Annotated in this window: 7 protein-coding genes and 1 pseudogene; 3 read left to right on the top strand and 5 right to left on the bottom strand. The window is 60.6% G+C overall.

Annotated features, from left to right (window positions below):
* Positions 1-840 precede the first annotated feature (840 nt).
* The 5 genes from RMP10_RS03600 to RMP10_RS03580 all read right to left on the bottom strand — a co-directional run bounded on the left by RMP10_RS03600 (position 841) and on the right by RMP10_RS03580 (position 9,043).
* Positions 841-1,524, bottom strand: a complete 684-nt coding sequence (locus RMP10_RS03600) for an ABC transporter ATP-binding protein (protein ID WP_310569070.1) — start codon at positions 1,522-1,524, stop codon at positions 841-843.
* On the bottom strand, positions 1,521-2,720 hold the full coding sequence (locus RMP10_RS03595) for an HlyD family efflux transporter periplasmic adaptor subunit (RefSeq protein ID WP_310569069.1): 1,200 nt from the start codon (positions 2,718-2,720) through the stop codon (positions 1,521-1,523). Before RMP10_RS03595 ends, RMP10_RS03600 begins: the two co-directional genes overlap by 4 nt.
* A 539-nt stretch (positions 2,721-3,259) precedes the next feature.
* Positions 3,260-5,029, bottom strand: coding sequence for a hypothetical protein (locus RMP10_RS03590; RefSeq protein ID WP_310569068.1), 1,770 nt, complete (start codon positions 5,027-5,029; stop codon positions 3,260-3,262).
* Between the two features lie 1,235 nt (positions 5,030-6,264).
* On the bottom strand, positions 6,265-7,035 hold the full coding sequence (locus RMP10_RS03585) for a hypothetical protein (protein ID WP_310569067.1): 771 nt from the start codon (positions 7,033-7,035) through the stop codon (positions 6,265-6,267).
* A gap of 1,213 nt (positions 7,036-8,248) precedes the next feature.
* Complete coding sequence (locus tag RMP10_RS03580; protein ID WP_310569066.1) at positions 8,249-9,043, bottom strand: hypothetical protein; 795 nt, start codon at positions 9,041-9,043, stop codon at positions 8,249-8,251.
* A 601-nt stretch (positions 9,044-9,644) separates the two neighbouring features.
* On the opposite strand from RMP10_RS03580, the pseudogene RMP10_RS03575 reads away from it, so the two are divergent.
* From RMP10_RS03575 to istB, 3 genes and pseudogenes are all read left to right on the top strand, one after another.
* Positions 9,645-9,812 (top strand): annotated as a pseudogene (locus RMP10_RS03575) (transposase); the annotation flags it as partial.
* 52 nt (positions 9,813-9,864) lie between these two features.
* Positions 9,865-10,239 carry a hypothetical protein gene (locus RMP10_RS03570; RefSeq protein ID WP_310569065.1) on the top strand — a complete coding sequence of 125 codons (375 nt, stop codon included), beginning with the start codon at positions 9,865-9,867 and terminating at the stop codon, positions 10,237-10,239.
* Positions 10,233-10,991, top strand: coding sequence for an IS21-like element helper ATPase IstB (gene istB / locus RMP10_RS03565; RefSeq protein ID WP_310569064.1), 759 nt, complete (start codon positions 10,233-10,235; stop codon positions 10,989-10,991). The genes RMP10_RS03570 and istB overlap by 7 nt, the downstream gene beginning before the upstream one ends.
* Positions 10,992-12,160: the final 1,169 nt, after the last annotated feature.

Raw genomic sequence — 12,160 nt, 5'->3', positions numbered from 1 at the left:
TCGCGATCCTCGCGCAGCGCGCGACGGTGTATCAGACCGCGCGCACGCAGCATCCGGAACGCTGGCGCGGGAACACCCGCGACTGGTCGCGCCCGACGACAGTGTACTTGAATGATGCACGATCCGCGAGCGCCACCGGCGTCGCGGGATAGAACGTCATACGACAACTATCTTGACACTCACCGCTACCGCCGTCAACGCCTCAGCTCATCGGTCGTGGTGGCCGGTTTTCAGGTGTCCACGAGTGGCCGGTTTTGGGTGTCCACCGAGGGTCCGGATCGAAGACCTGACCGATGGGGAAGGCCCCGCAGTTGATGGCGGACTCGCGCACGGTCAGATCAAGGGGGCGTACGAATATCCGGCAACGTGGGCTGCCGCATCCCCGCAGCGAGATGCGCACGAACAGGGTCGTCGTCAGCGCGACCGGGAGGAGCCGAGGGCTCACACTCGTTCTGGAACGCTTCCACGTCCGCTCGAGGTGAACGGCGCAGCGGCGCGATCAAGGCCGCGGTGGTATTGCAGATACTCGTCGATGTGCTTCATACGCACAGCCTATTGCGATATGCAGCTGGCGTCGGCGCGGGGAAGCCCCTGATCGCGCTTGGGGCATTGGTCGCGTTCAGTCAGCACGATCCGGCGGCAGAATTGGAGTTGGAGGACGTGACGTATGACCTTGGAGGTCAACAACGCGACGCGTGAGCGTCTCACCGCCCCGGCCGTCCGGACCATCTTGAGTCGCCTCGGGTTGAACCAGAATAGGCTCTCACGCCCGGAGGTTTGGACCTCCGGCGAGGAGAAGCAAGGGTGATCCGAGTCGGCACGAGGCGTTCGGGCCAGACTCTATTCGCCGATCTGAACAGCCGCGCCGTCGCGCATGAGCACTCGTTTGCGCGCTCGCTGCGCATACTCCTCAGAGTGCGTTACCAGCACCACAGTCGTTCCCTCCGCGTTCAGCTCCCCAAGAAGCCGCATGACTTCTGCTCCGCTCTCGGAGTCCAAATTACCCGTGGGTTCATCTGCAAGCAGCAAGCGGGGCTTCTGCGCAATAGTACGAGCAATCGCCGCTCTCTGCTGTTGTCCGCCCGACACTTCATCTGGAAAGTGACTGAGTCGATGGCCGAGTCCCACCGACTCCAATGCCGCGGCAGCACGTGCGACTCTCTCCTCTTTATTGACTCGGGCGTAGCGCATTGGCAAGGCAACATTGTCGAGCAAGGTCAACTCTGGCACCAAGTTACTGCTCTGATATACTAAACCAATGGCCGTCGCACGCATTTGTGCGCGCTCACGAGCTGTCAGCGTCAAGCAATCTCTCCCGTCAAGATCGTAAGAGCCGTAAGTGGGTCGCTGCAATAGCGCCAACACTCCAAGTAGCGAAGATTTGCCGGAGCCCGATTCCCCTATCACCGCACAATAATCGCCGGCCGCAATTGTCAGAGTAAGGTTCGTCACTGCGGACGTACGAATCCGCGATGTCTCATATATCAATGAAAGATCACGAAGGACTATGGTAGCTCCGATCATGCGCCGATCCGAACCCGTAGGGAGGGTGCTTGCAGGGTAGGGGAGTCCGAGGTGATAATGATGATCTCGCCAATGTTCAAGCCACCTCGCACTTCCAACATCGTGCCTGTTCGACGCCCCCAGCGAACCGCCCGCCACGCGGCGTGTGACCGATCAGAGCCGAGAACAAGCGCCCGTCCGGAAGTGTTACTCCGTGCCCCAACGGGGGCGTTGACGATAAGCACGTTCGAACTAGATGCGGTCACGATGTCGACGTCTGCAAGCGACTCGCCCTTAGGCGCATCGCCGGTCGCTCTAGGAACCCTGAAGCGGGCTGCTACCACGCCGCTCTTCGCTACAGGATCGACACCAATCACCGATCCAACGGCGGAATCTGTTCGAAACCGCACGATGACAGCATTTCCTGCCCGAACGTCAGCTGCATCGATGTCACTGAGCTTTACCTCGCCGAAAAGATCCTCACCCGTTCGAATCCGCAGTACTGGCGAGCCCTGCGTGATCCATTGTCCCGGCTCCACGAACAAGTCGCTGACAACTCCGCGCCCGGCTGCGCGGATAGTTAACTGATCAATTCGAGTGCGCCACAGATCCACCGCGCGCGCAAGTGCGATGCGCTGGTCCGAGCGGGAGCGTGCGAGAGCTGCGGCGGCGGAAATAGTGAGCTCTCTCCGCTGTCCCGCGCGATCTAAGTGCTCTGTCGCCATCAGAACTTCATAAAGACTCTGCTCACGCTCGGTCGCGCTAGCAAGCTGTCTCGGTATAAGCAGATCAATGAGCTGGAGCTGCTGCTGGGTGCGCCGCAACTGAGTTCGTGCAGTGGCAACATCGTCGTCCAGCTTGAGTTGCTCAATTCGGGCTGCGTTGGATTGAGCCTCATGATCGGCACGTGCTTGCAACAGGCGTTGCTCTGCATCAAACAGCGATGCGGTGAGTTCCGGATTGAGAAAGGCGGCTATGGAGTCCCCAACCGAGAGGCTATCACCAACGCGGCGCCAAAGTCGATCCACACGTCCTGCGGCTGGCAAGGCGACGATCTCGACCTGGCCACGTGTCAGCTCGGCGGCGGCGGGGACGGTCCAACGCACTTGGCCGACCAATTTGACCGTGTGAAGCTCAGTTGGCGCGATCTTTACCGGTGCTCCATAGACTGCTCGCGCAAGAAGCGCAGCGGCGACCATCAATGAAACGCCGAGCATAGCGAATCCACGTGTCGCGAATCGACGCCATCCGCCCGCTCGATGTACGGCCTCGTCGTTGCGAGCAAAGCGGCTTGTGCTGAGCACTGGCTCCGTCGATGAGCGTTCGCGGCCTCGGTCGCTCACGGCTTCGCGGCGGCTTGCAGACAGCCCCGTAACTTTTGACTACCTCGTATCGCTGATGCTTCCGCCACCGGAAGCAGCGACGGAAAAGTGGCGCCAGTTAGAGTAGCACGCCTCACGACGGAATCACCTACAGAGATCTCAAGCACGCGTCCCTGGATGGGTCCGCTGCGCTGCTCGAGCGATGACAAAATGTTTGGTGGGAGCCGAAGGGCCGCGACTCGATTGTTCTGCGCTCCGACGAGCGTCAATGAGTCCGCCGGGCCAGTGGCGGTCGCAAGGACCTTGCTATCCGTAGCGGAAGCCAACACCCGGAGGCGCCACTTGCACCCGACGCTACCGGGCGCCGGTTGCGTCGGCGCCGAGGACGTGGCAAGCAAAGCCAAGAGTGCAATAATGAGGTGCATGGACATCTCCTAATGGTCCTTCTGCAGGACGGAAGTGTGTGAATAGCGCTGCATACGCAGAAGTTGAGGGAGCGCTCCCAAGATAAAAATCGCGACCACCGCGACTGCAGTACCGAGCGCTGCGCCCACAGAGGCTCCCTCGCTGTGGGACACGCCGCTCGCGATGACGAGAGTCACTCCAATGGTGGAGCCTAGCGCCACGAGTTGCACCGGTCGGCGCAGTACCGCTCCGATCAAAACAGCAATTGGCGCTCCAACAGCAAAGCGTACCGCCAACGAGGATCGCTGCATGTCAGCAACCAACTGCCCGGTGGCCCGAGCCGTGCTCAACAACATAGCGACACCGCTAATGCCGCCGAACAATAGCAGTATGGCAAGAACAAAACGATTTCGCTGCGCCTGTCGCGTCGCATCAGTCACGAAGATCGGTGAGCTGACATCTGCCAAGGATGCATTCACGAGCACCGCATCCAAATCCCCAATCGCTGCACCGGGAGCGAGCTTAGCAATGATCAACGCGCTGTTGAGTCCATCGAAATCAGAGGGGGCACCCGTCGCAATCAGTGGCTGCTCGCTCTCTGAGCCCGGAACGTATCTCGCCGACAAGCACGAGGGCTGAACACGGCGAACTGAAACGTCTGGTCCCCCGATCTGAAGCAAACCTGGCTGTCCACAAGCCGGAAAGTTAAGCGCGACGCGTGCGGCTGCGTTTACGATTAACGGACCATTCTCCGACTCATACTGCGTGGGCGGTGCTTCAGCTGCCGTAAGAGCGAGCCCTGAGGAATCAGCGACAACGATTTGAACGCGTGCGCTGTCTACGTAACCGCTGTGCTTATGAAGCACTGGTACCATCCCTCCACCGGATACGCCTGGCAGCCACGAAGTCACACCGACGGTCTGTGCCACGGGACTGCGACGTATCGCGTTCCGTGCGGAAATAGCGACATCCAGCACGCGGCGCTCAGTGATGCCGGGCGCCGGCGAGATGTGCATAATGACGAGATCGGCGGGCCAACGTCGCAGAAGGTCTTGAAGCACGTCGCCGCCGCGAGCTACGAGAAGCGGGATGACAAGCAGCAGCGCTCCGGCAGATAGTGCCCCTTGCGCGACGAGTAGAAGCCCGGGGCCGCCGGAAAGCGGGCTGGCAGTACGAAACGCACCGCGCCGTCGAACCGTGCGATACAGGTCGATGCTGTGAAAGAACGCAAGAGTAATCGAAAGCCGGACACAGATCAGTACTAGGACCAAGACGCACTGAATGGAGACACCGACAAGCGCGACTTGCGAGCTGACCAAGGAGGCGACGCCCAAGCTTTTCGCTATCGCGAATGTGCCCCCAACAGCGAATAGAACAGAGCTCACGCCGAGAAGGGGTGCCAGAAGTGCATATCTCGCTAACTCTTCCCTTAGGAGATCGCTCGCCGAGGCGCCTAGCGCTAGCCGAAGGGCTGTGGCGCGGGCAGTGACGTTCGTTTCGCTCGCGCCCGCGAGAACTAGCGTAAACACGGCGGCCACGAATAGCGTGGCCACACCGCTCAGCAAAAGCGGAGCCGCTTCAAGCATGATGATAGCCGTCGCTCGCCCAAGTCCGGTTATCGGCCTGCCCACTAGCGGCCCGGATACATAGCCCGGAAGCGCATCGAGGTCAGCAAGGGGGTCGGACGGCACGCTCACGCCTTCGGGAAGCAACAACGCCCCGGACAACGACGCAGACCGGGGGGCGTCGAATGACGTCGGCAAGGACGCATCGATCAATCCCGCAAACTTGTCTGGCACCCATACGTGCTGGCTCTGCGCGGCCTCAAGTCCGCGAAATCCCCTTCGTGCACGTCCTCGAACGGCAAAAGCGACCCCGTTGACCGTAATCGACGTACCTCCGCGAGATGCTACCGTCGTCGCCAAACTGTCTGAAAGAACGACGAACGGTCGATCCGCACGTGCCAAGTCGATGGGAGTGTCCAGCAGTAGCCGACTCCTAAAAAAGCCCTCGGTCGCGATGCCGACGGCAAGCGTCCCTCGTCTGCCTCCATAGTCCACGAGCGTGGTAACAGAGAGCACACCCACTGCGTGTCCCGTCCCGCGACGTTGCAGCGCAGTGTTGGCGGCAGCGACCTGAGGACGGTTAACGCTCAACCCGACAAATGGGCTCGCGTCTCGACGCGCAGCGCCCCATTCCAACACTTGGCTTCTTGGCGCGATACCAGGCGGAGGCGCGCTCATGATAGCATGCCACAGCATCCCAATCGATCCTGCAGGGGCGAGAAGCATGGCAGGGAGGAGTAGCGACCGAAGACTGCGTGCCCGCCGTACCGCGCCCGAAGGAAAGTTCATGATTGAAAGAATCTAAAGCGATGGTTTCCGCAGCTTGCGGCTCTGCTTCGTGCCTTCGGTCTTCGCCAAGGTCGAAGTGATCCAGCTCTCGCGGTCCAAACCGATGGATGGCCACCCACGAAATTGTCCGGTGGGGAGCAAAACTCCTAGGAAGAAGGTTGGCGTTCCCGTTACGCCGATGCGGCGTCCTTGCTCTACCAACGAAGTCTGTTGTTCCCGAACCGCAGACGAGTCCATGCACATTCGAAGGCCAAACGTATCCCGTTTGAAAATGGCACTAGCATGTGCAACATACGCATCACGCGTTCGCACGTTCTCTCCTGGTCGCGTCTCGTAGAAACGTCGAAATGCAACCATTAAAGGACTTCCGCTACACGTGACCGAATCAAATATCTGTCCCTCGAGCGGATCGATGGAATGCTCGATGTACAGAGTGCGCAGTCGTCCGGCGAGTTCCAATCCTTCGGTCACATTCGGTGACGTCTGCATAGCGTACTGCCTGCAAGCGGGGCACAATGCGGCGCCGTACTCAATCAAGAGCGCAGTTGCCGTATCCACTTTGATCACGCTCGGCGGGATCACCAGCTCAACCAAAAGGTCCTCACTTGCGCCCTGCTTCTCATGACACGCTGCGAAGAGCACAAGGAGTGATGCCGTCAGCCACCGTCTCGACGAGTGCCTCACTGTCTCAGCTCGATATCGACAAGGCGACCCTTCGGCGCAATAGCGAGTAGTTGATCTGGCGACGTGCCGAAGCGAGAATTCAACGGGAGCCGAACGCGGGGACGGGCGAGCGCCTGAATATGCTGGGTGCCCCGACCGCTCACATGCGTCAACTGCCCATTGACGCCGGTGCCCCGATAGATCGAAAGCACGGTCACGCTACCACTCACGTCATCGACGATATCGGCTGCCGCAAAGTCCCATCCTTGCTGACGGAGGCCATTGCGGCCTGCTTCAAACTGCGCAGCGAGCGCTCGACGATAAGCCGCAGAAGTGCAAACCTGCAACCGTCGCTGCGGCTCGCCAGACTGAGCATAAATATCCACCAAACCAGTGGCGACGTACAGTATTGCGAACGCGCCGGATCGAAGAACGCGCACTCGTGTGTGATTCGGTCCAGGTAATCCAAGGCGAGCGCGCCAGCCGCCAGCAGCCGAGGGCAGCATGATCGGCCGCCAGACGCTATCCCCCTTCGTCCAACGCCACGCAGTCGGATATCCCTTCGTGCTGTCAGCGCGTTCGCGCTCGATGCCAACTGTGGCAACACTGCCGATGATATATCCGTCGCCAATCGCGAAGTCGCTAAACGGGGTAGGCGTCTCGGGACCGAGGGGGGAAGCAGACGTGCCCGAAAGGCGTAGCAGCTGGCGCCTACCCTCCGCTGCGATCACCGTACCGAATGATGGATGGTGGACTAAGCGAACCACGGGGATCGTGTCCGCAATCATGGCGACTGTATCAATCAGAGATCCGCTGAATCGTCTCACGAGCAGGGCCGTACGCGAGGACATCGTCGAATAGACCGAACCGTCTGCGCTGTTATCCACTGATGAAATCGTGATGGCTCCCGAACTTCCGAACAGTGTAGCGACATCAGCATCTGTGAGTTCTGGGGACAGTACGCGTCGCGTGAAATACTCGCGGACCTGCGTCGGTGTCGTATTACAGTATGCCGTCGGAATGGCGGGAGTACCAAGCGTGGAGTCCGTCCCCAGCTCCGAGAGTGAGCTAACTACGCGGCCCTCTGGAAGTCCGCTTTGCTGTTCAGCGCAGCCGGCAAAGAGTGACACGGCAAGTAGTGCGGGTATGACGTAAGGTACTTGCATTGCGGATTTGAATGTGAAGAGACGTTGGCCCGATTTAACTCACTGCAAATCCTGTCAGCTTACTTCGCCAACCGGCTTGCGTGAGAAAGTCCTACCGTTGGTTGCAGGCACCGCATAGAAGGCCACTCCAAGACTCCTGCCAGCTTCCGTTCTGGCAGGTCTTCGTAATGAGGGTGCCGTCACCCTGCCAAACAATCTCGTAGTGCGTAGGGAAGCTGATCCAACGGGTGTCGTTCCGACACCAACTGCAGAGGTATGTTCTGCGTACTGTTCCCGAAACGCACGGCGCTCCGCCTCCTTCATCCCCGCCTCCACCTCCGCATCCCATTTCATCCCCACATGGCACTTCCTGCTGTGCAACCGACACGCTTGGCAACCCTGCAATGGCGACAAACATCGCCGCGGCCAAGGTCGTTACCAATACTGTTAAACGCTTCATGCACGATCTCCTCACTAAGAGTGTGTGAACTACTGCTTGCGATAATGTGGCCGGGCCAACGGCTCATCATCAGGAACCTTTGAGCAAACGTGGTGCGTCGAGAATGTGCTTTGAACCATTGCGTCGGCAGTGCTGCGGAATGGAGCCGAACGTCTGTCGCCACAAACCACTTCGCCGCGTCGTGGATAGTGGTGCATGCTGGCCCTCGCAACGCAGTGTGCGTGACGCGCCGCGATAGAGTCGCGTAGTGGTCCCGTCCGTTCACTGAGAGAGGTCAGGAAGGGAAAGGCGCGATCCGGAAATCGGCGTGCGCATGTAGCACCTCGCACATCTCAGGCCCGACGGTCGCTGTCTGCTGCTCGACGAGTATCGAGGGCGAAGGTACGGCTCCGCTGCTTACTGTGTGCGAGCGGGTTGTGCAGGTGCTGCTCCAAAGAGAGCGTATCCGAGTCCTAGGCCGAACCACGTCTTGCCCTGAAACGCCCAATTGGCTGCCTTAGGTTGCGAAATGCGATCCTGTCCGATGAAGACTCCCAATTGGAACTTATTCGCTTCGATCATCGCCCCGGTCGTCCAAGTGAAAGCGGCTCGATCCGTTGTTGTGGTGAGCGCATCTGCCGTGTTCTCGGCTGTCAACGAGACAGAAGAGAGCGCCACACCCACCAGCAGACTAACGAAGAGCTCGCGATGATCAAGAATCCGCATTCGCGCACCGGCAGACGTACCGAAGGCTACATCATTCGCGAAGTCGAACCCGGCACCACTCGCCGTACCCGGTCGCAGCTTAACTGGAAGGACGAGTGCACCTACGGCCAGCTCCGTTGAGCGTGGGCCAGTCGCGAACGCTCGGCGTGAGAATCTGTCGAATCTTGCTCGACTGAGACAAAAGTAGTAGCGGTCTGAATCTGTTGTACTCGGCGCGTTGAGACTCAAGAAGAGCGATTTCGAGGCCGATGACTTGCCGGTGTAGTCAAGAAACTGGATCACTACCGTCTCATTGTTCTTCACCGACTGCACGAATTGAAACTTCGCACCGCGTGGTGCGCGTTCCTCGACGGCGCCGTTAGACGGCGCGTTGCCGTCGAAAGTGCAGGACATAACTGGAACACTGAGAACGAACGCATGAGTGCTGCCGGCGGAGGGCTCCTCTTGGGCCCGTACGACTGCTGGCGCAAAAAGATTGAGCGCCATCAGGGCAGCTACGACTCTCGTCTTTTGCGTCAAACGTAGTTCGCTCGATCCTGGCTTCACGTTCATCTCTGTGTAGAGGTGAGGTCATCGAACATTCCTCTGCCATCATCGTTCAGTTGTCCGCATTCCGTCAGCCTCTCAGGTCGAGCGCCGCGCGACATGCCACTCGTTTGAACATCCCGAGGTCTCGCGTCGCAGCAGTGAACGTCGCCCCGTAAGTGGCGCGCACACGAGGGTGTCGTTGCTATCGCGCGCTAGACGATGATTGGGCCAAGAAGAAAGTACATGGCGAGTCCGCGTCGGATACTTCCGCATCGTACGTATTCGGCCCTACAGGGAGCGGCGTGTCTCCTCTCGTCTCTACAGGATGCCTGATCGGATGGCGCTAGAACCGCCGCTTGCGAACTCACGAGACAGCCTTAGGGTCGCAGTCTGCTCAGATTCGAGAGTTCCCTTCCAGGTTCATCTGATGAGGCGCCGTTGAGCGCGCGCTTCGAGCGTAATGCAGTAGCCGCTATTCCGAGCAAGCGTTGTAGTACCGCGCTGACGTGACCCCCGAAAGCTGATCCAAGTATTCTGTCAGTCCTCATCAGGAGAACGGATGCGGAAGAGCCGGTTCACGGACGAGCAGATCATCGCGGTGCTGCACGAATCGGCTGCGGGAGCGAAGATGGTTGTCCTCGTCCGCAGGCACGGGGTGACGGAGCAAACGCTATATCGCTGGAAGAAGAAGTGCGGCGGCCTTCAGGCGACCGAGGCCACGCGACTGTAGGCGCTCGAGGAGGAGAATCGGCAGCTGAAGCGGTTGGTCGCCGTCGCGCTTGATCGCGTGGGGCGCGAGCAATGGCCCAGCGACCGGCCAGCTGATCGAAGGCTTGCTGCGCCGGCTGCCGCATCCGGAGCAGAGCTATCGCGCGTGTCTCGGCCTGCTGGCGCTGCGCCGCCGTTATGACGCGGTCCGCCTCGAAGCGGCGTGTGCGCGCGCCGTCGCCGCGGGCACCATCGCCTATCGCTCCGTCAAGTCGATCCTCGCGGCAAATCTGGACACCGACCCGCTCGAATCGCATGCCATCACCACGCGCCTGCCCGCCTCGCACGAGCATATCCGCGGGCCGCGCTACTACGACACGCCCCCCACCGATCTCTTCGCCGATGATCGTCCCCTCGTCCGCTCCCGTCCGGAATCGCTATGCTGATCGAACAAACGCTCGCGTCGCTACACGCGCTCAAACTGCCGGGCATGGCCGCCGCGCTCGACGAGCAGCGCGCAATCCCCGATCTCGTCGCGCTGTCGTTTGAGGAGCGGCTCGCGCTGCTCCTCGAGCGCGAACATGCCGTGCGCCACGACCGGCGACTCACCCGACTCTTGCAACTTGCGCGGCTGCGGTACGCCGCGTGCATCGAGGATGTAAACTTTCGCGCCAAGCGTGGCCTCGACCGCCATCGCGTTTTGCAGCTCGCCGGCGGCGAGTGGATCCGGCAACACCAGACGCTGCTGATCGTCGGGCCCACGGGCACGGGAAAATCATGGCTGGCCTGCGCGCTCGGCCAGAGTGCGTGTCGCCAAGGGCACAGCGTGCGCTACGTGCGCTTGCCCCGCCTTTTGAGCGAAGAGCTCGTGCACGCGCGCGCGGACGGCTCCTACGGCAAGGTGATGCAGACACTCGCCAAAACCGATCTCCTCATCCTCGACGACTGGGGGCTCGCGCCGCTTGGCGACCGCGAACGGCGCGATCTCCTCGAACTCATCGAAGATCGCGCCGGCCGGCGCGCCACGCTGATCACCAGTCAACTGCCCATCGAGCACTGGCACGACATGATCGGCGACGCCACTTTCGGGGACGCGATCCTCGACCGCCTGGTGCATCATGCGCACCGCCTCACCCTGACCGGCGGCTCCCTCCGCCGTCTCGCCAGCACCGACACGACTCCCGAGCCGACCGCTTAACTGATCCCGTGGCGTCCGCTCATCCAGTGATCGACATCAACCGAAACGGGTGATCGACTTGGTCCTAAATGCGTGATCGCTTAGGTCCGAAACGAGTGATCGACATCGCCGAAATACGCAGAATCTGCCACTGCGGCTCTTGCGCTTTTAACTAACCGGCTTCGAGGCGACTTCGATGAAGCGCGCGAGTGCAAGATTCGCTACCACTCTCGCGTACGTTGTCTCGTTCTACGGCCTGTCGACTCTCGGGGCGATACGCGGTGTGAGATCGGCGTCGACCTCTGTCGGCGACGTTTTCGAAGTTGAGCCACTCGCCTTCACTCTCGTCGTCTATCTTGTATTCGCCCTCGCGGCATTGACTCTACACATGGCGACGTTACGCTGCGGCTACACACGCCGGAAAGAACTGTCGGCTTCAGCCTGGCTTGTCGGCTCAATCTTGGCCGGTTTGATCGGCCATCCAATGTGGGTGCTGAATAGCGGATTCTGGCAGCGCGTCCGGCCTACCGACCCGCCGCAAATCCAGCTAGCGATGGTTACGCTAGCGACCGTCGCGACCGCGACCATCATATTCGAATTGTTTCGCGTCCTCTCGGGTCCGTAATCGAAATAGTGCATGCTAAGTGCTGGGGTCTATTCGACTATCTGCTGGAACTTGCGACGCTTACGTGCAGCAAGACCGGAAAGACGACTAAAGGGGCACCGCTGCGCCGTCGTGCGCGCCGTCCTCCGTCAGCAGGCCCTCACCGAGAACGCGCACGGCGGCAGGCTCGTGTTCACCCTCGAAGTGAGGGCAGCACGAGGCACTTCCAGCGAGTCGGCGAAGGCGCCCGCACCGAATGCGAGACGTGCTTCACCCAGCAGCGCTCCGACAGGATAATGCCGCCGTGCGGCCGGAACACGACGTCGGCCGCTTGCGACGCGACCCAGTCGGACGGCGACTGCGTCCACCGCGACTCGGTAGACAGTTACTGGCGCGCTCGGAGGGCGCCGACAAAGATCGGGCCTCGCGCGCGTCGCGCGCGTAAGGTCGACGACCGGCCTCGTGAGCCCGGCGTAGTGGGGGAGCGCATCGGCACAAACATGTGGAGCTGGCGGAGTGCCGGGGCCAACAACGAAACACACCATTAAGTTTGATATCGGCGTGGGTAGTCGGCCCCAACCGCGGG

It is taken from the genome of Gemmatimonas sp., from assembly GCF_031426495.1.
GTDB lineage: Bacteria > Gemmatimonadota > Gemmatimonadetes > Gemmatimonadales > Gemmatimonadaceae > Gemmatimonas.
This window is presented reverse-complemented; position numbering and strand designations above follow the sequence as displayed.

Excerpts from the sequence above, each read along its gene's own strand:
- RMP10_RS03600 (WP_310569070.1), bottom strand. The coding sequence starts at position 1,524 with ATGATCGGAGCTACCATAGTCCTTCGTGATCTTTCATTGATATATGAG.
- RMP10_RS03595 (WP_310569069.1), bottom strand. The coding sequence starts at position 2,720 with ATGCTCGGCGTTTCATTGATGGTCGCCGCTGCGCTTCTTGCGCGAGCA.
- RMP10_RS03585 (WP_310569067.1), bottom strand. The coding sequence starts at position 7,035 with ATGATTGCGGACACGATCCCCGTGGTTCGCTTAGTCCACCATCCATCA.
- RMP10_RS03580 (WP_310569066.1), bottom strand. The coding sequence starts at position 9,043 with ATGGCGCTCAATCTTTTTGCGCCAGCAGTCGTACGGGCCCAAGAGGAG.
- istB (WP_310569064.1), top strand. The coding sequence starts at position 10,233 with ATGCTGATCGAACAAACGCTCGCGTCGCTACACGCGCTCAAACTGCCG.